Genomic DNA, 22,236 nt, shown 5'->3' with positions numbered 1-22,236 from the left:
AGGTGCCTGGCAGGTCTAACTCCGACAGGAGCCAATCCGTGAAAGACTTATTAAAGTTTCTGAAAGCGCAAACTAAAACCGAAGAGTTTGATGCGATCAAAATTGCTCTGGCCTCGCCAGACATGATCCGTTCGTGGTCTTTTGGTGAAGTTAAAAAACCAGAAACCATTAATTACCGTACGTTCAAACCCGAACGTGACGGTCTGTTTTGCGCCCGTATCTTTGGGCCGGTAAAAGACTATGAGTGCTTGTGCGGTAAGTATAAGCGCCTGAAACATCGCGGTGTTATCTGTGAGAAATGCGGCGTTGAAGTGACCCAGACTAAAGTGCGCCGTGAGCGTATGGGCCACATCGAACTGGCTTCTCCCACTGCGCATATCTGGTTCCTGAAATCGCTGCCGTCCCGCATCGGCTTGCTGCTGGACATGCCGCTGCGTGATATCGAACGCGTACTGTACTTCGAATCCTACGTGGTGGTTGAAGGCGGCATGACCAATCTGGAGCGTCGTCAGATCCTGACTGAAGAGCAGTATCTGGACGCGCTGGAAGAGTTCGGTGATGAATTCGACGCCAAGATGGGCGCCGAAGCCATTCAGGCCCTGTTGAAAAACATGGATCTGGAGCAGGAATGCGAACAGCTGCGTGAAGAGTTGAATGAAACCAACTCCGAAACCAAGCGTAAAAAGCTGACCAAGCGTATCAAGCTGCTGGAAGCGTTTGTTCAATCCGGCAACAAACCGGAGTGGATGATCCTGACCGTGCTGCCGGTGCTGCCGCCGGATCTGCGTCCGCTGGTGCCGCTGGACGGCGGTCGTTTCGCGACCTCCGATCTGAACGATCTGTATCGTCGCGTGATCAACCGTAACAATCGTTTGAAACGTCTGCTGGATCTGGCCGCGCCGGACATCATCGTACGTAACGAAAAACGTATGTTGCAGGAAGCGGTCGATGCCCTGCTGGATAACGGCCGTCGCGGTCGTGCCATCACCGGCTCCAACAAGCGTCCGCTGAAATCGCTGGCCGATATGATCAAAGGTAAGCAGGGTCGTTTCCGTCAGAACCTGCTGGGTAAACGCGTCGACTATTCCGGTCGTTCGGTTATCACCGTTGGTCCGTATCTTAGATTGCATCAGTGCGGTCTGCCGAAGAAAATGGCGCTGGAACTGTTCAAGCCGTTCATCTATGGCAAGCTTGAATTGCGTGGTCTTGCCACCACCATTAAAGCCGCTAAGAAAATGGTTGAGCGTGAAGAAGCCGTCGTGTGGGATATCCTGGACGAAGTTATCCGCGAACACCCGGTGTTGCTGAACCGTGCGCCGACGCTGCACCGTTTGGGTATTCAGGCATTTGAGCCGGTACTGATCGAAGGTAAGGCTATCCAGCTGCACCCGCTGGTTTGTGCGGCATACAACGCCGACTTCGATGGTGACCAGATGGCCGTTCACGTGCCGCTGACGCTGGAAGCTCAGTTGGAAGCGCGTGCGCTGATGATGTCCACCAACAACATCCTGTCACCGGCGAACGGCGAGCCAATCATCGTGCCTTCTCAGGACGTGGTATTGGGTCTGTATTACATGACGCGCGACTGTGTCAACGCCAAAGGCGAAGGCATGGTGCTGACGGGTCCGAAAGAAGCTGAACGCGTATATCGCGCCGGTCTGGCTTCTCTGCATGCGCGCGTTAAAGTGCGTATTACGGAAGAGATCAAAAACATCGAAGGCGAATCAACGCATCAGACCACCATTATTGACACGACCATCGGTCGCGCCATTCTGTGGATGATCGTACCGAAAGGCTTGCCGTTCTCGATCGTTAACCAGCCGCTGGGTAAAAAAGCGATCTCCAAAATGCTGAACACCTGTTACCGCATTCTGGGGCTGAAGCCGACCGTTATCTTCGCTGACCAAATCATGTACACCGGTTTTGCCTACGCGGCGCGCTCCGGCGCTTCCGTCGGTATCGATGACATGGTGATCCCTGAGAAGAAAGCCGGGATTATCGAAGAAGCGGAAACCGAAGTCGCCGAGATTCAGGAACAGTTCCAATCCGGTCTGGTGACTGCCGGCGAACGCTACAATAAGGTTATCGATATTTGGGCGGCCGCCAACGAACGCGTCGCCAAGGCGATGATGGAAAACCTGTCGGTTGAAGATGTGGTTAACCGTGACGGCGTGGTTGAGCAGCAGGTTTCCTTCAACAGCATCTTTATGATGGCCGACTCCGGCGCGCGTGGTTCTGCGGCACAGATTCGTCAGTTGGCGGGTATGCGTGGTCTGATGGCGAAGCCGGACGGCTCCATCATCGAAACGCCGATCACCGCGAACTTCCGTGAAGGTTTGAACGTACTCCAGTACTTCATCTCGACTCACGGTGCGCGTAAAGGTCTGGCGGATACCGCGTTGAAAACCGCGAACTCCGGTTATCTGACCCGTCGTCTGGTCGACGTGGCGCAGGATCTGGTGGTGACCGAAGACGATTGCGGTACTCATGAAGGTATCATGATGACCCCGGTTATCGAGGGTGGCGATGTTAAAGAACCGCTGCGTGAGCGGGTTCTGGGTCGTGTAACGGCTGAAGACGTCATTAAACCGGGTACGGCGGATATTCTGGTTCCACGTAACACCCTGCTGAATGAGCAGTGGTGCGACATGTTGGAAGAGAACTCTGTTGACGCGGTTAAAGTTCGCTCTGTGGTAAGTTGCGAAACCGACTTCGGCGTTTGCGCCAAGTGCTACGGTCGCGATCTGGCTCGTGGTCACATCATCAACAAGGGTGAGGCTATCGGGGTTATCGCCGCACAGTCAATCGGTGAGCCGGGTACACAGTTAACCATGCGTACCTTCCACATCGGTGGTGCGGCATCGCGTGCGGCGGCTGAGTCCAGCATTCAGGTAAAAAACAAAGGTAGCCTGAAACTGAACAATGCCAAGTTCGTAGTTAACAGCAACGATAAACTGGTTATTACTTCACGTAATACCGAACTGAAGCTGATCGACGAATTCGGCCGTACCAAAGAAAGCTATAAAGTGCCTTACGGCGCGGTAATGGCGAAAGGCGACGGTTCCGAGGTTAACGGCGGCGAAACCGTTGCTAACTGGGATCCGCATACCATGCCGGTAATCAGTGAAGTCAGCGGCAGCATCCGCTTTACGGATATGGTTGACGGTCAGACCATTACTCGTCAGACCGATGAACTGACCGGTTTGTCTTCGATTGTGGTTCTGGATAGCGCAGAGCGTACCGGCAGCGGTAAAGACCTGCGTCCGGCGCTGAAAATCGTTGATGATAAAGGCGACGATGTATTGATCCCGGGTACGGATATGCCTGCTCAATACTTCCTGCCGGGTAAAGCGATTGTCCAACTGGAAGATGGCGTGAAGATCAGCGCCGGTGATACGTTGGCGCGTATTCCGCAGGAATCCGGCGGTACCAAGGATATTACCGGTGGTCTGCCGCGCGTTGCCGACCTGTTTGAAGCGCGTCGTCCGAAAGAGCCGGCTATTCTGGCTGAGATCAGCGGTATCATTTCCTTTGGTAAAGAAACCAAAGGTAAACGCCGTCTGGTGATTTCTCCGCTGGATGGCAGCGATGCCTACGAAGAGATGATCCCGAAATGGCGTCAGCTCAACGTGTTCGAAGGTGAACGTGTAGAACGTGGCGATGTGGTGTCCGATGGCCCTGAGTCTCCGCACGACATCCTGCGTCTGCGTGGCGTACACGCGGTAACGCGTTACATCACCAACGAAGTTCAGGAAGTTTACCGTCTGCAAGGCGTTAAGATTAACGATAAACACATTGAAGTTATCGTTCGTCAGATGTTGCGTAAAGGCACTATCGTCAGCGCGGGCGGCACGGAATTCCTGGAAGGCGAGCAGGCGGAAGTGTCTCGCGTCAAGATTGCCAACCGTCAGTTGGAAGCGGATGGCAAGATCGCGGCTACCTACAGCCGCGATCTGCTGGGTATTACCAAAGCATCGTTGGCGACCGAGTCCTTCATTTCCGCGGCTTCGTTCCAGGAAACCACCCGTGTTCTTACTGAAGCGGCGGTTGCTGGTAAACGTGATGAACTGCGCGGTCTGAAAGAGAACGTTATCGTTGGTCGTCTGATCCCGGCCGGTACCGGTTATGCGTACCATCAGGATCGTATGCGTCGCCGTCAGGCGGGTGAGGCGCCGGTGGTGCCTCAGGTGAGTGCCGATGAAGCATCCGCCAACCTGGCTGAATTGCTTAATGCTGGCTTCGGTAACAGCGACGACGAATAATCGTTGTTAAGCACCGTATAAAACCGTTCCTGTGGGGCGGTTCCGTTGCTGAAAGCCCCGGCCGCCAAAGCCGGGGCTTTTTTTTTGAGGCGTGCCATCCGTGGCCGCCCCCTTGCGGGCCGTCGCCGTGGCGACGTCAAAAACTTACGTAGGGCGTCTTGCCCTCCGCCCTGACGGGCCGCCGTAAACGGCGTGTTTTTCTTCCGGAAGTTTTTGTTATACAGATAGACAGCGAGACAGACATGGATTCCTCGACAGTTTCAATACCTTCATCTACCGCCGGCGATGCCGTCCAGGCGCCCGGACGAGCCCGAAGAGCGGCATGGGGCAGTTTTATCGGCGCGGTGGTGGATTGGTATGATTTTTTGCTTTACGGCATTGTTGCCGCGTTGGTGTTTAATATTGAGTTTTTCCCGCAGGTCAGTCCTACCATGGGCACGTTAGCGGCGTTTGGTACTTTTGGCGTCGGTTTCTTGTTCCGGCCGCTGGGGGGGATTGTTTTCGGCCATTTTGGCGACAAGCTGGGCCGCAAACGTATGCTGATGATTACCGTCTGGACGATGGGGCTTTCCACTGCGTTAATTGGTTTATTGCCCACGTTCGACGCCATTGGCTGGTGGGCGCCGGTATTACTGGTGACATTACGCGCCGTTCAGGGGTTTGCGGTTGGCGGAGAATGGGGCGGCGCCGCCCTTTTAGCCGTGGAAAATGCGCCTAAAAAGAAAAAAGCCTTCTACAGCAGCGGCGTGCAGGTTGGATATGGCGTGGGGCTGTTGCTGGCGACCGGGTCGATTTCACTGGTAAGCCTTCATACCACGGATGCCGATTTTATTAGCTGGGGTTGGCGTCTGCCGTTTTTATTCAGCGTGGTGTTGGTGGCGATCGCCTGGTGGATCCGCTCCGGGATGGAAGAGTCTCAGGAATTTGAGGCTAATAAAAAATTACAGGAAAGAACGAAAAAAATCCGTTCGTTTCCGATCGTTGAGGCGCTGCGTAAGCACCCCAAAGCATTTTTGTTGATTATCGCCCTGCGGTTGGGGGAACTGCTGACGATGTATATCGTCACGGCCTTTGCGCTTAATTACTCCACGACCAATCTGGGGATGTCGCGGGAGTTCTTTCTGCATATCAGCCTGCTGGTGGGAGGGATAAGCTGCCTGTCCATCCCTTTGTTTGCCCGTTTGGCGGATAGCTTTGGCCGACGGCGGATTTACGTCACCGGCGCCCTGATCGGGGCCGCCAGCGCATTTCCTTTCTTTATGGCGCTGGAAGCGCAGGTTAGCCTGTGGATACTGTTTTTTGCCATCATGCTGGCTAACGTTGCCCACGATATGATCGTCAGCGTACAGCAGCCGATGTTTACCGAGCTGTTCGGCACCGCATACCGCTATAGCGGCGCTGGCGTCGGCTATCAGGTGGCCAGCGTCGTCGGCGGTGGGTTTACGCCTTTTATCGCCGTCTTGCTGGTGGAGTTCTTAGGCGGTTCCTGGCACGGTGTGGCTACCTATCTTACGGTAGGTTGCTTGCTGTCGGCTATTGTCGGGATGCGGATGAAACCGCAAAAGTTAGACTGATAAAACCAAGCCGATACAGATCATGAGACTTTCTGTATCGGCTTCATAAATCGAACGCCACCTCGGCCCCCCGGTACTAAAAACGGTCTATATCGTCTCGTGTCAGCCCGATATCCTTCAGCCTCTCATCATTCATGCGGAGCAATGCCCTACGGGTTTCCACTTTGAGCCGCCACGCTCGCCATTTTTGATAGAGTCGTATCAGTATTGACCACCGCGCGGATCGACCGGGTGCCGGTGGAGAGTGCTTTTCCTGATGTTCCATACTTTCCCCCTTGCTGATTGCCTTGCACTATGATGCGAGGGAAAGTTGATTCAATACAGACTCAGAAAATGACTTTTTTTTACATACAGATTATGGGATATTGCATCTGAATGGTATTTTTTACCTCAATCTGTACTGGTTATGCCTTTAGTTATGTATAAGGAATGATACATATGACGCGTTACCAACACCTTGCCTCTCTGCTGGCGCAGCGCATCGAACAGGGCTTGTATCAAAGCGGCGAACGCTTGCCGTCGGTCAGAGCATTGAGCCTGGAACACGGCGTAAGTATCAGTACCGTACAACAGGCTTACCATTTGCTTGAAGCCCGCCAGCTTATTTCGCCGCGACCACGCTCGGGGTATTTTGTGGCATCCCGCAAGGCTACGCCGCCGGTTCCCGGGTTGACGCGTCCGGCCCAGCGCCCGGTTGAGATCACCCAGTGGGAATCCGTGCGGGAGCTGTTTAACAATGGCCCTGAGAACAATGCGTTCAACTTTGGCAGTGGGACGCCGGATGTAGGGCAGCCAACGGTGAAACCGCTGTGGAAAGCGCTGGGCCGTTTGTGTCAGCATCAGGACGAACGGGTATTGGCTTATGACAATATGTATGGCATGCCTGAACTGCGCGAGCAGGTCGCTCGTCTGGCGCTGGACAGCGGTTGCCAACTGACGATGGACGATATTGTGATCACCACCGGCTGTCAGGAGGCGTTATTCACGGCGGTGCGTGCGGTATGCCAGCCCGGCGATATCGTGGCGGTGGAGTCGCCGACGTTTCCCGGCACCATGCAGATCCTGCGTGGATTAGGGATTAAAGCGATTGAGATCCCGACCTGCGCCGTCACCGGTATTAGTCTTGATGCGCTGGAGCTGGCGTTGGAGCAGTGGCCGGTCAAAGCGGTATTGCTGGTGCCGACCTGCAATAATCCGTTGGGCTTCACGATGCCCGATGAGTATAAGAAAGCGTTGGTTATACTGGCCCAGCGTTTCGATCTCGCCATTATCGAAGACGATGCCTATGGCGAGCTGACCTATGAATATCCTCGTCCGAGAACCATTAAATCTTTTGATGAAGATGGCCGGGTATTACTGTGCAGCTCTTTTTCCAAAAGTCTGGCGCCGGGCCTGCGTGTGGGTTGGATAGCGCCGGGCCGTTACCTTGAGCGCGTTGTTCATACTAAATATACCGGTACTGGCTATACGGTTTCACATACGCAGTTGGCGGTCGCCGAGTTTATCCGCCAGGGCCACTATCAGCCCCATCTACGACGTATGCGTATGCAGTATAAGTGTAATCTTGACGTATTTACCTGCTGGCTGCGCCACTATTTCCCCTGCGGTATTTGCGTCAGTCGTCCGCAGGGGGGATTTCTGGTGTGGATTGAGCTGCCGGAGTCTTTTGACTCGTTGCGGCTCAACCGCGAGGTGCGTAAGTCAGGTATGCAGATTGCCGCCGGATCGTTATTTTCGGCCTCGGGGAAATACCGCAACTGTCTAAGGCTTAACTATGCCCTGCCGTTCACTGATGAAATGGGCAGAGGACTGCGTATCCTGGGGGAAACGGTTAGCCAAATGATGCGCGAGTCTTAATACCCTTTTGGTCGAGGAGGGGCCGATACGGTTAAGGATAAAACCCGTATCGGCCGGTTGGTAAGCAGAGCGGCAAACGCTCTGGTCAGCGACATGCCGACGCCGCTACTTTACCCATTGGTATTCATCGCGGCGACAGGGCAGTTTGCGTTTTGCGAAGCCTCGTCGAGAGAGGTTTCCCTAATGTGTAACCGTCATTGCTTATTGCGATCGTCTTCCCAGATAGTCATCCCAGTCTTTCCATACCGGCTGTAACCCGGCCTGAACAATCGCCTGCGCCACCTCTTCCGGCCGACGTGCGTCATGAGGGATGAACTGTTCCAACTCAGGATGGTTATCCGCATAACCGCCCGGCTGGGTTTTGGAGAAGGCGCTGACATTGTTAATTGCGATTGGGATGGCGTGGTCGCGAAAGAAAGGCGATTCGCGGGTGGACAGCGATAGCTCAATGTCCGGCGATAGCAGTCTGAAAGCGCAAATCACCTGCATCAGTTGCGTTTCATCCATGATGGACGCGGGTTCTATGCCGCCGGCGCAGGGGCGCAGACGCGGGAATGAAACGGAATAGCGGCTTTGCCAGTAGGTTTGTTGCAGGTGCAGCAAATGTTCCGCCACCATATAACAGTCTGTGCGCCAACTGTCTGACAGGCCGATTAACGCGCCTAGCCCGATCTTGTCGATCCCGGCGCGGCCAAGACGATCCGGCGTGGTCAGCCGCCAGTGAAAATCCTGCTTTTGTCCGCGTAAATGATGGTGTTGATAGGTCGCCGGATGATAGGTCTCCTGATAGACCATTACGCCATCCAGGCCCAGCGTTTTCAGTTCGGCATACTCTTCCTGCGCCAGCGGCTGGACTTCCATCATCAGCGAACTGAAGTGTGGGCGGATCAGCGGAAAAACGCGGCGAAAATAGTCCATGCCCACTTTGCGCTGATGCTCGCCGGTCACCAGCAACAAATGATCGAAGCCCAGCGCCTTGATCGCCGCGCATTCGCGCAGGATCTCATTGTCATCCAGCGTTTTGCGCTTGATGTGGTTACTCATTGAGAAACCGCAGTAGGTACAGTCGTTTGAACACAGGTTGGAAAGGTACAGCGGCACATAAAAGCTCACCGTGTTGCCGAAGCGCTGACGGGTAAGCTGTTGCGCCCGCTGCGCGAGCGGTTCCAGATAAGGGGCGGCGGCGGGGGAGATTAGCGCCATAAAATCTTCCCGATCGGGCCGCGCCGCGGAGAGTGCTTGCTCAACATCCCGAGCGGTTTTGCTGTTGATCCGCAGAGTGAGGTCGTCCCAGTCGAGCCGCTCCCAGACGGTTTGAAAGTCGGTTGTCATCCGCGTGCTCCTTCCGTTTGCGGGCGCAGGAAGCCGGTCAGCGGGCTGGTGGCGCTGGCGATGTACTGCTTGCTGCCCAGCCCGGCTTGATTAGCCAGCACGCCCGCCTCGACTGCCTCTTTGAAAGCCTGCGCCATTTTTATCGGATCGCGGGCAACCGCGATAGCGGTGTTGACCAGCACGGCATCCGCGCCCATTTCCAGCGCTTCTGTCGCGTGGCTGGGGGCGCCGATGCCTGCATCGATCACCACCGGAACATGCGATTGTTCGATAATAATGCGTAAGAAATCCCGGGTTTGCAGCCCCTGGTTAGAACCTATCGGCGCGCCCAGCGGCATCACGGCGGCGCATCCCGCTTCCTCTAGTCGCTTACAAAGCACCGGATCCGCGCCGCAATAAGGCAGGACGACGAATCCGTCTTTGACCAGTCGTTCGGCGGCTTTCAGCGTTTCAATCGGATCGGGCAGCAGGTATTTCATATCCGGATGAATTTCCAGCTTCACCCAATGGGTGTCTAACGCCTCACGCGCCAGCCGGGCGGCGAAGATGGCTTCATCCGCCGTTTTTGCCCCCGAGGTATTCGGCAACAGTTTGATGCCGAGCTGACGTAAGGGCGACAGGAGCGCGTCGTTGCCTCCTTTCAAATCCACCCGTTTCATCGCCAGGGTGACCAGTCGGGAACCGGATGCCCGAATGGCCTGGAGCATAAGGTCAGGGGTGGCGAATTTTCCGGTGCCGGTGAGCAGCCGGGATGTAAACGTGGTATCGGCAATGTGTAGCATGTCATCCTCCCGCGATTGCCTGAAAAAGCAAAATATCATCACCGTCCTGAACCTGATGATGAATCCAGGTATCGCGCGGGATAATGGTTTGATTGATGGCCAGAGCAGTGCCGGGTTGTAGCCGATTTAACTGCGTCAGCAGCGTTTCTACCGTCACTGCATCAGCAAGCTCGACGGTCTGGTCGTTCAGCGTAATCTTCATGCGACTGCTCCACAGACCGGACAATGGGCGGCGCGCGTAAGCTGAAGGGTGGCCCAGCTCTGTTGTTTCCCGTCAAACAGCCGCAGTTTGCCGCTTAACGCCGAAGGCAACCCCGCCAGCAGTTTGAGCGTTTCCAGCGCCTGTAAAGTGCCAATGACCCCGACGACCGGGCCGAGTACGCCGGCGGTACGGCAATTGCGTTGCGGCTCCGTGGCCTCGGGATACAGACAGGCGTAACAGCCGTGGCGATAGGGCGGCGTCAGCACCAGCAACTGCCCGCTGAAACCCACGGCGCTGCCGCTGATTAACGGTTTGCCCGCGTTGATACAGGCGGCGTTAACCGCATGGCGCGTTTCCATATTGTCGCTGCAATCCAGCACCACATCGGCCTGGCTGACGGCATGGCGCAGCGCCGCGCCCGTCAGCCTTTCCGTCAGAGCGATATACTCCGTCTGAGGATTTAGCGCCTGTAACTGTTGCTGCGCCAGCACGGCTTTAGGCTTGCTGGTATCGCTGGTGCGATAGAGGATCTGTCTTTGCAGGTTGCTGATATGCAGCGTGTCATCGTCTGCCAGCAACAGCGTTCCCACGCCCGCCGCGGCCAGATACATTGACGCGGGGGAGCCCAGGCCGCCTAAACCCACCAGCAACACGCTGGCGGATTTAAGTTTTTCCTGGCCTTGCGGGCCAATATCCTCCAGCAGTAACTGGCGGCTGTAGCGCAGAAATTCCCGGTCGCTCAGGCCGCCGTTTTTCGCTTTATGATTGTCGGGCATCTCATTCCTCCTGTCCTTCGATCATCGTGAGCAGCGTCGCCGTCGCCTGGCGCCAGTCCGGCGCTTGGGTTATCGCGCTGACCACGGCAATGCCGCCCACGCCTGTCGTCAACACCGCAGGCACGTTATCAATGCCGATCCCGCCGATGGCGACCGTGGGGAAACGATCCTGAAGGGCGGAAATATGCCTTGTCAGTTCGGCCAGTCCCTGCGGGGCGGACGGCATCGCTTTGGTTTGCGTGGGGAAAATGTGTCCTAAGGCGATATAGGAGGGGTTAACCGCTACCGCGCGCGCCAGTTCATGGTCATCGTGAGTGGAGACGCCGAGACGCAGACCGGCCCGTTTGATGGCCGCGAGGTCGGCCGTGTCCAGATCTTCCTGTCCCAGATGAACGCCATAGGCCTGATGTTTCACCGCCAGGCGCCAGTAGTCATTGATAAACAGCCGCGCCTGATAGTCGCGACCTAACGCGATGGCCTGAATGACATCATTTTCAACCTGCTCATCGGGCAGGTCTTTAATGCGTAGCTGGATAGTTTTTACCCCCACGCTTAGCAGACGTTCAATCCACGCCACGCTGTCCACCACCGGATAGAGACCAAGCCGATGCGCGGTAGGGGCAAAAGGCGTAGCGGTCTGAGGCTCGGTCATTTGTTGTCCTCCGTTTGCAGGCTGGCGGCGCTGTGGTACAACTCGCCGCCGAGTGAACGGAATGCTTCCGACATCTGCGCCATGCCGATTTCAATCGGCTGCGCTTCGGCCTCCTGTTTTGCCGCGTAATCACGTACTTCCTGCGAGATCTTCATTGAGCAGAACTTCGGTCCGCACATGGAGCAGAAATGCGCCACTTTGCCGGACTCCTGCGGCAGCGTTTCATCGTGATAGGCGCGCGCCGTTGCGGGATCGAGCGCCAGATTGAACTGATCTTCCCAGCGGAACTCAAAACGCGCTTTTGACATGGCGTTATCGCGGATCTGCGCCCCCGGATGGCCTTTAGCCAGATCGGCCGCGTGGGCGGCGATTTTGTAGGTAATCAACCCCTGCTTGACGTCTTCTTTGTTAGGCAGCCCGAGGTGCTCTTTCGGCGTGACGTAACACAGCATGGCGCAGCCAAACCAGCCGATCATCGCCGCGCCGATCCCGGAGGTGAAGTGATCGTAACCGGGCGCGATATCGGTGGTCAGCGGGCCAAGCGTATAGAACGGCGCTTCATGGCAGTGTTCCAGCTCTTCGGTCATATTGCGGCGGATCATCTGCATCGGCACGTGGCCGGGGCCTTCGATCATCACCTGAACATCGTATTCCCAGGCAATTTTGGTCAGTTCGCCCAGCGTATGCAGTTCGGCGAACTGCGCTTCATCGTTGGCGTCCTGAATGGAGCCGGGACGCAGGCCGTCGCCTAGCGATAACGCCACGTCATAGGCGGCGCAGATTTCACAGATTTCGCGAAAGTGTTCATACAGGAAGCTTTCTTTATGATGCGACAGGCACCACTTCGCCATGATCGAACCGCCGCGCGACACAATACCGGTCAGCCGTTTGGCGGTCATGGGCACATAGCGCAGCAGCACGCCGGCATGGATGGTGAAGTAATCCACGCCTTGTTCGGCCTGCTCCAGCAGGGTATCGCGGAACATTTCCCAGTTCAGGTTTTCCGCCACGCCGTTGACTTTTTCCAGCGCCTGATAGATGGGAACCGTACCAATCGGCACCGGGCTGTTGCGCAGGATCCACTCGCGGGTTTCGTGAATATAACGCCCGGTGGACAGGTCCATCACGGTGTCGGCGCCCCAACGGGTGGACCACACCAGTTTTTCCACTTCTTCTTCGATGGAGGAGGTGACGGCGGAGTTGCCGATATTGGCGTTAACCTTCACCAGAAAATTACGGCCGATAATCATCGGTTCGGATTCAGGGTGGTTAATGTTGGACGGAATAATGGCGCGCCCGGCCGCCACTTCCTGGCGTACAAACTCCGGGGTAATGTTTTGCGGCAGGTTAGCGCCAAAGCTTTGCCCCGGGTGTTGTTGACGCAACACTTCGCCACGGATGCGTTCGCGCCCCATATTCTCGCGGATGGCGATAAATTCCATTTCCGGCGTAACGATACCCTGACGGGCGTAATGCAACTGGGTCACGCGTTTTCCGGCCTTGGCGCGCAGGGGACGAGGCAAATGCTCGAATCGGAGGTGGTCGAGGCCGGCATCGGCCAGACGTTGTTGCGTGAAGTCGGAACTGACGCCGGGCAGCGCTTCTGTATCGTTCCGTTCGGCAATCCAACCTGCCCTTAACTTCGCCAGGCCGACTCGGACATCGGGTTGCGACGCCGGATCGCCGTAAGGCCCCGCCGTATCATAAACCGGAATGGGTTCGTTGGGTTCATATTGGGGGGTGTCCTTGCCGCCGCCGATTAAGGTCGGGCTGAGCTGAATTTCACGCATGGGAACACGGATATCCTCACGTGGTCCTTCGAGATAAATGCGTCGGGAGTTAGGGAAGGCCATTCCTTGTAAATTATCAATAAATTGCTGCGCGGCGGCACGCAGTTCACGACGGCCGGTTTTAGGGGCAATAGGAGATAATGGTTCTGTAGACATAGCAAGTTCCTGTGATGCGTAAAGGGAAAATTGCTTGTCTGGAGTTCGGAGGGAGTAATAACAAAATTGATGCCATGAAAGTTAACGCATAGACGATGTCCAGGTTTCATCAGGCACATTACTCTTGTTCCCTTCGCAGGTATTAACCCGATCAGGTTCCGCGGATCCCGAATTAACGGTCTCAGCCTGCGCATCGCCATTTCCGGTTAAAACCTGGAAAATGGCAACGCGCTAGGCACTCCGACAAGATAGCCCTAGAATTAATGGGCTGATTACAACGATGACACTGTATGACGACAATGCGAGTATGTCAAAGTCAGGAACGCCTATCTGTGAAAGTAAGCCGCCACCCGAACATTAAAACGATGACTTTACTGAGAATAAAAAACAGATTAATGATCAAAAATCAGCCGAATCACCTTGTCTTCCAGCGAGAAGCGTTCAGCCAGGGTTTCCCCAACGCTGGACAACGCCTGCTGGAATTCAATGCAGTTATCATGATCGATGGCGGCCGCCAGATGGCTGTCGTACGATGCCATAATCCGCTGGGTATTGTGGGTTAAGGCCTGCTCGCACTGGCTGAAAAATGCCTGCTTCTGTTCGCTGAGCTCTCCCGCTTCGCGCAGCATCCGTTCATAGACGTGGAAATGGCCGATCGACAGGTAATCGACCAGCTTTTGGCAAAAGTCATCCAACGCGTCTTCATCCAGCAGAGAGTGTGTTTCTTTATTGGGCTTGATGCCAACCAGCCGGTAGTAAGCAATCAGCAGTTGCTTACGCGCTTGTAGCCATTGGTCGATTAACGCATTATTGCCACCGACGAGTTCAGTCAGGCTTTGTAACTGATTTAGCATTGTTAGCTCCGTGAATGGTAAAAAATAACCGGAATTTATGAAAGTTATCTCATCACCCAGAATGGTAAAATGCCAGTGAAGTGACAGTGGGGCAATAGAAAGATATGGAACAAACGCTAAAAGGTGACGAAACCGGATGGTGGGTTATCAGTCACGCAAATCAAATATGGCTCCCTGAGGGAGAGTTGCCGCAGGGAACGGCGGCAAATTGGTTATTGCAGGGGCAGGCCGCACAGCAAATCGGCGAGTGGCTGGGGCAGCCCGTGTGGTTAGTCTGCCAGAATCGGGAAGCCGGAATGGCGTCCGTCCGTCAGCTTATCGATCACGAAGTCGGGCTGTTTCAAATGGCGGGACGGGGCGTACAACTGGCGGAGTTTTACCGTGCTCACCGATATTGTGGCTATTGCGGTCATGAAATGGTGCGGAGTAAAACTGAGCTGGCCTGCCTGTGCCGTCATTGCAAGGAGCGTTATTATCCGCAGATCGCCCCCTGTATTATCGTGGCGATCCGGCGGGGTAATGAAATTCTGCTGGCGCAGCACAACCGCCACCGTGGAAATATGTATACGGTACTGGCCGGGTTTGTTGAAGTGGGCGAAACGCTGGAACAGACGGTATCCCGTGAAGTGATGGAAGAAAGCCGTATTCAGATCAAGAACCTGCGTTACATCAGTTCCCAACCCTGGCCTTTCCCGCACTCGTTGATGATGGCCTTTATGGCGGATTACGCCAGGGGCGATATTCAACACGATCCGAAAGAGTTGCGGGACGCCGCCTGGTTTCGCTACGACCGGTTGCCGTTGTTACCGCCGCCGGGGACGGTCGCTCGCCGTTTGATCGAGGATACGGTGGCGTTGTGCCGTGCTTATGATGAGAGCGGCGATGAACATGTTACCATCCACTGCGATAATGATAAGCATCCTAATGCTGAAAGGAAAATGACATGACCGATCTGAAAAACGATCGCTATTTGCGTGCTTTGCTACGTCAGCCTGTTGATGTGACGCCCGTATGGATGATGCGTCAGGCGGGGCGCTACCTGCCGGAATACAAGGCGACCCGCGCACAGGCCGGCGATTTCATGGCGCTGTGTAAAAACGCGGAACTGGCCTGCGAAGTCACGCTGCAACCTTTACGGCGCTACGATCTTGATGCGGCGATCCTGTTTTCAGACATCCTGACCATTCCCGATGCGATGGGGCTGGGGCTCTATTTTGAAGCCGGCGAAGGCCCGCGTTTCCAGTTTCCCATCACCAGCCACGCCGATGTCGTGAAGTTGGCGGTTCCCGATCCGGAACAAGAACTGGCTTACGTCATGAATGCCGTACGCACCATCCGCAAAAGCCTTGCCGGCGCTGTGCCGCTGATTGGCTTTTCGGGCAGCCCGTGGACGCTGGCGACCTATATGGTGGAAGGCGGCAGCAGCAAAGCGTTCACCCTCATTAAAAAGATGATGTTCGCAGAGCCGAAAACACTGCATTTACTGCTGGATAAGCTGGCCGACAGCGTTATCCTTTATCTGAACGCGCAGATCCGCGCTGGCGCTCAGGCGGTCATGGTGTTTGATACCTGGGGCGGTGTGCTGAGCGGCCGGGATTATCGCGAATTCTCCCTGCATTACCTGCATAAAATCGTCGACGGTTTACAGCGTGAGAACGAAGGCCGCCGGGTTCCCGTCACGCTGTTCACCAAAGGCGGCGGACAGTGGCTGGAAGCGATGGCGGAAACCGGTTGCGACGCGCTGGGACTGGACTGGACCGCCGATATTGCCGATGCCCGCCGCCGCGTCGGCGACAAAGTCGCGCTACAGGGAAACATGGATCCGTCCATGCTTTATGCATCCCCCGTGCGGATTGAACAGGAAGTAGCGTCCATTCTGGCGGGATTCGGCCAGGGCGACGGGCATGTGTTTAATCTGGGGCACGGCATTCATCAGGATGTGCCGCCAGAGCATGTCGGCGCCTTTGTAGAGGCCGTGCATGCGTTATCCCGTATGTACCACCAGTAGCCGACAGGAGGACGCGTGATTGATACTCTGCGGTTGCGTGAGGAGCAACTGGCCCGCGCTTCGGAAATTATTCGCTATGACGATCTTCCTTTCGAACAGCCGGATTTCATTGCCGGCGCGGATGTGGGGTTTGAACAAGAAGGGACGATTACCCGCGCGGCTATCGCCGTTATGCGCTATCCCTCGCTGGAATTGGTAGAGTATAAAATTGCGCGGGTCGACACGACGATGCCATACATTCCCGGGTTTCTCTCCTTTCGGGAGTGTCCGGGCCTGACTGCCGCCTGGCAGATGCTTGAGCACAAGCCGGATTTGTTATTTGTCGACGGACATGGTATCTCACATCCGCGTCGGCTTGGCGTCGCCAGTCATTTCGGTCTATTGGTGAATGTGCCGACGATTGGCGTGGCGAAAAGCCGTTTATGTGGGCGTTTCGAGCACCTGTCCGCCGAGGTGGGCAGTCAGCAGCCGCTGCTGGATAAAGGTGAACAGATTGGCTGGGTATGGCGCAGCAAGGCGCGCTGCAACCCGTTGTTCGTGGCGACAGGCCACCGGATCGGTATGGATAGCGCATTGCTGTGGGTAAAGCGCTGTATGCGCGGTTATCGTCTGCCCGAACCTACGCGCTGGGCCGATGCGGTAGCCTCTGGACGGCCTGCGTTTCAGCGCTGGCAGCAACAAATGTTGTGAGCGCTCCGGTTATAAAAACTTTAAGAATTCAGGCATAGGGCGCAGCGGCAATTTCAGGTACACTGCCGCCCATTGCCTCTAAATGAGCATAAAATAAAAGATGTTACGTAATCCAATTCATTTGCGTTTGGAAAAGCTCGGAAGCTGGCAGCATGTCACGTTTATGGCATGCCTCTGCGAACGTATGTATCCCAATTATCATGAATTCTGTCAGCAAACCGGGTTTGGCGATGCCATGGTTTATCGCCGCATTCTCGATCTGGTTTGGGAAACGCTGGTGGTCAAAGATGCAAAAGTCAATTTTGATAGCCAACTGGAAAAATTAGAAGAGGCAATTCCTGCTTCTGATGACTATGATATTTATGGTGTCTACCCGGCGATTGACGCCTGTATTGCTTTAGGCGAGCTGATCCACTCCCGCTTAAGCGGTGAAACGCTGGAGCATGCGATCGCCATCAGCGAAGCGTCGATTCGCACGGTCGCCATGTTGGAAATGACGCAGGCAGGTAGAGAAATGACCGATGATGAGTTGAAAGTACTGCCTGCAATTGAAGAGGAATGGGACATCCAATGGGAGATTTTTCGCCTGTTGGCTGCCTGTGAAGAGCGTGACATCGAATTGATTAAGGGACTCCGCGCCGATCTGCGTGAGGCCGGAAGTAGCAATATTGGGATAAATTTAAGTCAATAACACGATAAAACGTGATTTAAGGCCTTAAATGGCATGTCTTAAGGCTTCACATCCGCACCCTGTCTGGTCTACATTTGGGGGGCGTAATAAAAGTGGCTGTCGGTGCGTATATGCAGGAGAGTGCTATCATGGCATATCCGTCGCACTCGATGCTTAGCAAGCGATAAACACACTGTAAGGATAACTTATGAATAAGACTCAACTGATTGATGTAATTGCGGACAAAGCTGATCTTTCCAAAGTACAGGCAAAAGCAGCATTGGAATCAACTCTGGCGGCGATTACTGAGTCTCTGAAAGAAGGTGATGCAGTACAATTGGTTGGTTTTGGTACGTTTAAAGTAAACCATCGTAATGAGCGCACTGGCCGCAATCCACAAACTGGTAAAGAAATCAAAATTGCTGCTGCCAACGTGCCAGCGTTTGTTTCTGGCAAGGCGCTGAAAGACGCCGTTAAATAAGCCATGGCGGTTAAAAGTTTAAGCAGAGGGGCGTTTTCGCCCCTTTTGCTTTTATCGCGTTGGTTCGGCATTGGGGCCGCAATAGCGCTGATCGTGGCTTGCAGCAGCCATACCCCGCCCCCGCCGGTCTTAGCCAGCGGCTATATTTCCGATCACGGCGTTGTTCGTCTGTGGCGCAAAGATGATTCTCAGCATGATACCGTCAGGCTGTTGGTGGTTTATAACCCGATTCAGGGTAATCATTCGGTCGTCACCCAGTATCTGTATCAGCAGGGTAACGTACGTGAAATCGAGAGAAAGCTGGAAACGCAGAAAGATGAGACCCAAATCCGCTTTGCGGAAGACGGAACGGCCAGCTTTATGCAACGCCAACTGGCGGAGAGGCGAGAGTCAATCTCCGATGACGATCTCGCTCTTTATCAGTGGGATGCCAAACGCCTACTGGAACTCAGCGATGTGCTGAAGGCAGGTAAAGTCACCCTGCAACAGGGAATATGGCAGAACGGACAGGTGATAACCTGTGATGGCGCAAGGGTTCAACCCGATTTCGACAACGCTTCACGGGAATGGATAGCCCAGCGGAGGCAGCAACTCGCAGGATTGTCATCATTGAGCATTGCATGGCTGGAGGCGCCGGAAGGCACACAGCTGTTGCTGGTGGATCAAGGGGATTTTTGCCGCTGGCAATCAGACGCAGACCGGCTGTAATGCGTATGCGATGATAACCCGATAAACGGTGAAAACAGGTGCAACATAAAAAACCCGGATTTCTCCGGGCTTGTCGGTTTGTCAGGCTTGTTCCCGCTCGATGGCGCGATAGCCAATATCTTTCCGGCAGAAACATCCCTGCCACTGAATTTCAGCAGCCAGTTCGTAGGCCCGCTTCTGGGCATCCGCCACGGTATTACCTAATGCCGTCACGCACAGGACGCGTCCGCCATTCGTCACGACGTTCATGCCATTCAATGCAGTACCCGCGTGAAACACTTTACCATCCTCAGCATCCTGCCGGGGTAAACCAGAAATCACATCGCCATGATGATAATCGCCCGGATATCCGCCAGCGGCCAATACGACGCCTAACGATGGGCGCTCATCCCATAGCGAGTCTTTCTCATTCAGCTTACCTTCACAGGCGGCGAGACACAGTTCAATCAAGTCGGAACGTAAGCGCAGCATGATGGGCTGTGTTTCTGGATCGCCAAAACGACAGTTGAATTCAATCACTTTTGGCTGGCCGTCTGAGGAAATCATCAACCCGGCGTACAGGAAGCCGGTGTAGACATTGCCTTCCGCCGCCATTCCTTTAACCGTCGGCCAAATCACCTGATCCATGACGCGCTGATGAACCTCATCGGTAACGACAGGGGCAGGGGAGTAAGCGCCCATGCCGCCGGTATTCGGCCCGGTATCTTTATCTCCGACACGTTTATGATCCTGGCTAGTGGCCATCGGCAACACGTTTTCACCGTCAACCATCACGATGAAACTGGCTTCCTCGCCGTCCAGAAACTCTTCCACCACGATACGATGTCCGGCATCGCCAAACGCATTGCCGGCCAGCATATCCTGAATGGCGTTTTCGGCATCTTCCAGCGTCATGGCGACAATCACCCCTTTGCCTGCCGCCAGACCGTCCGCCTTGATCACGATGGGGGCGCCTTTGCGACGAACATAAGCCAGCGCAGGCTCGACTTCCGTAAAGTTTTGATATTCGCTCGTAGGGATTTTATGCCGGGCGAGGAAATCCTTGGTAAAGGCCTTTGAACCTTCTAGCTGAGCCGCCGCCTGAGTCGGGCCGAAAATTTTCAGCCCTGCTGCACGGAAAGCATCGACTACGCCGATCACCAAGGGCGCTTCCGGGCCGACAATGGTTAAATCGATCTGATTTTGCTGAGCAAAATCGACTAAAGCGGAAATGTCGGTTGCGGCAATATCGACGTTGCTCAGTGACGGTTCCAGCGCCGTTCCCGCATTACCCGGCGCGACATAGACGTTGTCTGCCAGCGGTGACTGTGCTGCTTTCCAGGCCAGCGCATGTTCACGCCCGCCATTACCGATAATTAAAATGTTCATGTTAGTCAGATCCTGAATTAATGGCGGAAATGGCGCATGTCGGTGAAGATCATCGCAATGCCATGTTCATTTGCAGCGGCGATGACTTCATCGTCACGAATAGAACCACCGGGTTGGATGACGCACGTGATACCCACCGCAGCAGCGGCATCAATACCATCTCGGAACGGAAAGAAAGCGTCAGAGGCCATGGATGAACCTCTCACTTCCAGCCCCTCATCGCCGGCTTTGATACCTGCAATTTTGGCGGAATATACCCGGCTCATCTGGCCTGCGCCGATACCGATCGTCATATTGTCACGGGCGTAGACAATGGCATTGGATTTAACGAACTTGGCCACTTTCCAGCAGAACAACGCATCACGTAATTCTTGCTCGCTGGGCTGGCGCTCCGTAACCACCCGCAACTGAGAGGCATCGACCATCCCCAGGTCGCGATCCTGTACCAGCAGGCCGCCGTTCACACGTTTGAAGTCCAAATCCGGTACACGCTGTTGCCATTCGCCACAAACCAGTACGCGTACATTCTGTTTGGCTGCGGTAACTTTCAGCGCCGCTTCGCTGGCGGACGGCGCAATAATGACTTCAACAAATTGGCGGTTGATAATCGCCTGCGCCGTTTGTTCGTCCAACTCGCGGTTAAAGGCAATAATGCCGCCGAAAGCAGACGTTGGGTCGGTTTTGTAGGCTCGCTCATAGGCATCAAGAATCGAACTACCGATAGCCACGCCGCATGGATTGGCATGTTTGACGATAACGCAGGCGGCTTCAGTGAACTCTTTAACACATTCCAGAGCAGCGTCGGTATCGGCGATATTATTGTAGGACAGGGCTTTGCCCTGTAATTGTTGAGATGTTGCGACAGAAGCTTCCGTTACATTTTCTTCTATATAGAAGGCCGCCTGCTGGTGGCTGTTCTCGCCATAGCGCATATCCTGCTTTTTCACGAAGTTCAGGTTAAGCGTGCGTGGGAAAGGTCCTGATGGTTTATCCGTTTCGCCATAATAAGGCGGCACCAGGGCACCGAAGTAGTTAGCAATCATGCTGTCATAAGCTGCGGTGTGCTCAAAAGCTTTGATCGCCAGATCGAAACGCGTCTCGTAGGTCAGCGAGCCGTTGTTGGCATCCATCTCGTTAATGATGGTGTCGTAGTCGCCGCTCTTAACCACAATAGCCACATCTTTATGATTCTTGGCCGCAGAGCGAACCATCGTCGGTCCGCCAATATCGATATTCTCGACGGCGTCTTCCAGTTTGCAGTCTGGACGGGCGACGGTCTGGGCAAACGGATAAAGATTCACGACAACCATATCGATAGGTTGGATATCGTGTTTTGTCATGATGGCATCATCCTGCCCGCGACGTCCCAGAATGCCGCCATGAACTTTCGGATGCAGAGTTTTAACGCGTCCATCCATCATTTCCGGGAAACCGGTATAGTCTGATACCTCCGTTACCGGTAAGCCTGCATCGGCCAGCAGATGTGCTGTGCCTCCGGTGGAAAGCAGCTCTACCCCACGTTGAGACAAGGCTTGAGCAAAGTCGACAATACCTGCTTTGTCAGAAACGCTGAGCAGAGCACGGCGGATAGGACGAGGTTGTTGCATGATGATGGTATCCCTTGGATTTGGGTAGTCAGTAAAGAACAGTACGTGAATATCGTCTTTTTCTTTATTTACAGACCAGCGATGACAAGACAAAGAAAAATATTCAGTTAACGTCCACAACAAGAGGGCGCGTTTTTCGCGGAAGAATTGTAGCGAAAACGTTTGCGTGATGCTCGTCTAATTTTAGTCAGAATCTTATCTGTGGATAAGTTTGTGTAAAAAAGGGTATAAGCCGGTGTTTTGCTGTGTATTGCAGCAAACGATGATTTTTATGCGAAATACCTATTGCGGCCTGCGCAGAAGTCCCTATAATGCGCCTCCACTGACACGGCAACGGCGATTACGCGGTTGGGGTGACGGTAAGGAGTCAGGCAATAATCACTTGACTTCACAGCGGAATTGCATAACATATGCGGCCCGCGCCACAGCTTGTGTGGCACTGCTCTTTAACAATTTAATCAGACAAT

18 protein-coding genes, 1 pseudogene and 1 riboswitch are annotated in these 22,236 nt (G+C 54.6%); of the genes and pseudogenes, 9 read left to right on the top strand and 10 right to left on the bottom strand.

What is annotated here, in order from left to right; all coding sequences use genetic code 11:
- The first annotated feature begins 38 nt into the window (after positions 1-38).
- Complete coding sequence (gene rpoC / locus JG725_RS19925) at positions 39-4,262, top strand: DNA-directed RNA polymerase subunit beta' (protein ID WP_199379604.1); 4,224 nt, start codon at positions 39-41, stop codon at positions 4,260-4,262.
- 242 nt (positions 4,263-4,504) lie between these two features.
- On the top strand, positions 4,505-5,836 hold the full coding sequence (shiA, locus tag JG725_RS19920) for a shikimate transporter (protein ID WP_172291771.1): 1,332 nt from the start codon (positions 4,505-4,507) through the stop codon (positions 5,834-5,836).
- 76 nt (positions 5,837-5,912) lie between these two features.
- On the opposite strand, the gene JG725_RS19915 is transcribed toward shiA, so the two are convergent.
- Complete coding sequence (locus tag JG725_RS19915) at positions 5,913-6,101, bottom strand: DUF1127 domain-containing protein (protein ID WP_172291772.1); 189 nt, start codon at positions 6,099-6,101, stop codon at positions 5,913-5,915.
- 173 nt (positions 6,102-6,274) lie between these two features.
- Between JG725_RS19915 and JG725_RS19910 the strand changes: the two genes are divergently transcribed.
- The gene (locus JG725_RS19910) at positions 6,275-7,693 is read left to right on the top strand and encodes a PLP-dependent aminotransferase family protein (RefSeq protein ID WP_199379602.1); all 1,419 of its coding nucleotides are present in this window, start codon (positions 6,275-6,277) and stop codon (positions 7,691-7,693) included.
- A 201-nt stretch (positions 7,694-7,894) separates the two neighbouring features.
- Here the strand turns inward: JG725_RS19910 and thiH are convergent, their stop codons facing one another.
- The 7 genes from thiH to rsd all read right to left on the bottom strand — a co-directional run bounded on the left by thiH (position 7,895) and on the right by rsd (position 14,237).
- Positions 7,895-9,025: a 2-iminoacetate synthase ThiH gene (gene thiH, locus JG725_RS19905; RefSeq protein ID WP_199379600.1), complete on the bottom strand. Its 1,131-nt coding sequence runs from the start codon at positions 9,023-9,025 to the stop codon at positions 7,895-7,897.
- Positions 9,022-9,807, bottom strand: a complete 786-nt coding sequence (locus JG725_RS19900; RefSeq protein ID WP_199379598.1) for a thiazole synthase — start codon at positions 9,805-9,807, stop codon at positions 9,022-9,024. Before JG725_RS19900 ends, thiH begins: the two co-directional genes overlap by 4 nt.
- A 1-nt stretch (position 9,808) precedes the next feature.
- Positions 9,809-10,009 (bottom strand): sulfur carrier protein ThiS, encoded by a 201-nt coding sequence (gene thiS, locus JG725_RS19895; RefSeq protein ID WP_199379596.1) that lies wholly within the window; start codon positions 10,007-10,009, stop codon positions 9,809-9,811.
- Positions 10,006-10,785, bottom strand: coding sequence for a HesA/MoeB/ThiF family protein (locus JG725_RS19890; protein WP_199379594.1), 780 nt, complete (start codon positions 10,783-10,785; stop codon positions 10,006-10,008). The genes thiS and JG725_RS19890 overlap by 4 nt, the downstream gene beginning before the upstream one ends.
- A gap of 1 nt (position 10,786) precedes the next feature.
- Positions 10,787-11,437 carry a thiamine phosphate synthase gene (gene thiE / locus JG725_RS19885; RefSeq protein ID WP_172291778.1) on the bottom strand — a complete coding sequence of 217 codons (651 nt, stop codon included), beginning with the start codon at positions 11,435-11,437 and terminating at the stop codon, positions 10,787-10,789.
- Entirely contained in the window at positions 11,434-13,383 is a 1,950-nt protein-coding gene (gene thiC, locus JG725_RS19880) for a phosphomethylpyrimidine synthase ThiC (RefSeq protein WP_304502356.1), read from the bottom strand. Before thiC ends, thiE begins: the two co-directional genes overlap by 4 nt.
- A gap of 111 nt (positions 13,384-13,494) precedes the next feature.
- Positions 13,495-13,636: riboswitch (TPP riboswitch) on the bottom strand.
- Positions 13,637-13,775: 139 nt separating this feature from the next.
- Complete coding sequence (gene rsd / locus JG725_RS19875) at positions 13,776-14,237, bottom strand: sigma D regulator (protein ID WP_199379593.1); 462 nt, start codon at positions 14,235-14,237, stop codon at positions 13,776-13,778.
- A 104-nt stretch (positions 14,238-14,341) separates the two neighbouring features.
- On the opposite strand from rsd, the pseudogene nudC reads away from it, so the two are divergent.
- From nudC to JG725_RS19845, 6 genes and pseudogenes are all read left to right on the top strand, one after another.
- Positions 14,342-15,115 (top strand): annotated as a pseudogene (gene nudC / locus JG725_RS19870) (NAD(+) diphosphatase); the annotation flags it as partial.
- A 65-nt stretch (positions 15,116-15,180) separates the two neighbouring features.
- The gene (gene hemE, locus JG725_RS19865; RefSeq protein ID WP_199379591.1) at positions 15,181-16,245 is read left to right on the top strand and encodes a uroporphyrinogen decarboxylase; all 1,065 of its coding nucleotides are present in this window, start codon (positions 15,181-15,183) and stop codon (positions 16,243-16,245) included.
- Between the two features lie 15 nt (positions 16,246-16,260).
- Entirely contained in the window at positions 16,261-16,935 is a 675-nt protein-coding gene (nfi, locus tag JG725_RS19860) for a deoxyribonuclease V (protein WP_199379589.1), read from the top strand.
- A 100-nt stretch (positions 16,936-17,035) separates the two neighbouring features.
- A complete protein-coding gene (locus tag JG725_RS19855) occupies positions 17,036-17,626 on the top strand; it encodes a YjaG family protein (RefSeq protein ID WP_172291782.1) in 591 nt (196 codons plus the stop codon).
- Between the two features lie 187 nt (positions 17,627-17,813).
- Positions 17,814-18,086 carry a nucleoid-associated protein HU-alpha gene (gene hupA, locus JG725_RS19850; protein WP_009114799.1) on the top strand — a complete coding sequence of 91 codons (273 nt, stop codon included), beginning with the start codon at positions 17,814-17,816 and terminating at the stop codon, positions 18,084-18,086.
- Between the two features lie 3 nt (positions 18,087-18,089).
- Positions 18,090-18,794 carry a DUF1481 domain-containing protein gene (locus JG725_RS19845; protein ID WP_199379587.1) on the top strand — a complete coding sequence of 235 codons (705 nt, stop codon included), beginning with the start codon at positions 18,090-18,092 and terminating at the stop codon, positions 18,792-18,794.
- Positions 18,795-18,875: 81 nt separating this feature from the next.
- On the opposite strand, the gene purD is transcribed toward JG725_RS19845, so the two are convergent.
- Positions 18,876-20,162 (bottom strand): phosphoribosylamine--glycine ligase, encoded by a 1,287-nt coding sequence (purD, locus tag JG725_RS19840; RefSeq protein WP_199379585.1) that lies wholly within the window; start codon positions 20,160-20,162, stop codon positions 18,876-18,878.
- Between the two features lie 17 nt (positions 20,163-20,179).
- Positions 20,180-21,769, bottom strand: coding sequence for a bifunctional phosphoribosylaminoimidazolecarboxamide formyltransferase/IMP cyclohydrolase (purH, locus tag JG725_RS19835; protein WP_199379583.1), 1,590 nt, complete (start codon positions 21,767-21,769; stop codon positions 20,180-20,182).
- Positions 21,770-22,236: the final 467 nt, after the last annotated feature.

The organism is Brenneria sp. L3-3C-1 (genome assembly GCF_016456245.1).
Taxonomy (GTDB): Bacteria; Pseudomonadota; Gammaproteobacteria; order Enterobacterales; family Enterobacteriaceae; genus Brenneria.
Note: the sequence above shows the minus strand (reverse complement) of the source record. Positions and strands in the feature narration are given on the sequence as shown.

Bases quoted from the DNA above. Each gene is read 5' to 3' on its own strand.
- rsd (WP_199379593.1), bottom strand. From the start codon at position 14,237: ATGCTAAATCAGTTACAAAGCCTGACTGAACTCGTCGGTGGCAATAAT.
- thiH (WP_199379600.1), bottom strand. From the start codon at position 9,025: ATGACAACCGACTTTCAAACCGTCTGGGAGCGGCTCGACTGGGACGAC.
- hupA (WP_009114799.1), top strand. From the start codon at position 17,814: ATGAATAAGACTCAACTGATTGATGTAATTGCGGACAAAGCTGATCTT.
- JG725_RS19910 (WP_199379602.1), top strand. From the start codon at position 6,275: ATGACGCGTTACCAACACCTTGCCTCTCTGCTGGCGCAGCGCATCGAA.
- purD (WP_199379585.1), bottom strand. From the start codon at position 20,162: ATGAACATTTTAATTATCGGTAATGGCGGGCGTGAACATGCGCTGGCC.
- shiA (WP_172291771.1), top strand. From the start codon at position 4,505: ATGGATTCCTCGACAGTTTCAATACCTTCATCTACCGCCGGCGATGCC.
- purH (WP_199379583.1), bottom strand. From the start codon at position 21,769: ATGCAACAACCTCGTCCTATCCGCCGTGCTCTGCTCAGCGTTTCTGAC.
- thiS (WP_199379596.1), bottom strand. From the start codon at position 10,009: ATGAAGATTACGCTGAACGACCAGACCGTCGAGCTTGCTGATGCAGTG.
- thiC (WP_304502356.1), bottom strand. From the start codon at position 13,383: ATGTCTACAGAACCATTATCTCCTATTGCCCCTAAAACCGGCCGTCGT.
- JG725_RS19845 (WP_199379587.1), top strand. From the start codon at position 18,090: ATGGCGGTTAAAAGTTTAAGCAGAGGGGCGTTTTCGCCCCTTTTGCTT.
- JG725_RS19900 (WP_199379598.1), bottom strand. From the start codon at position 9,807: ATGCTACACATTGCCGATACCACGTTTACATCCCGGCTGCTCACCGGC.
- JG725_RS19855 (WP_172291782.1), top strand. From the start codon at position 17,036: ATGTTACGTAATCCAATTCATTTGCGTTTGGAAAAGCTCGGAAGCTGG.
- JG725_RS19890 (WP_199379594.1), bottom strand. From the start codon at position 10,785: ATGCCCGACAATCATAAAGCGAAAAACGGCGGCCTGAGCGACCGGGAA.
- hemE (WP_199379591.1), top strand. From the start codon at position 15,181: ATGACCGATCTGAAAAACGATCGCTATTTGCGTGCTTTGCTACGTCAG.
- JG725_RS19915 (WP_172291772.1), bottom strand. From the start codon at position 6,101: ATGGAACATCAGGAAAAGCACTCTCCACCGGCACCCGGTCGATCCGCG.
- thiE (WP_172291778.1), bottom strand. From the start codon at position 11,437: ATGACCGAGCCTCAGACCGCTACGCCTTTTGCCCCTACCGCGCATCGG.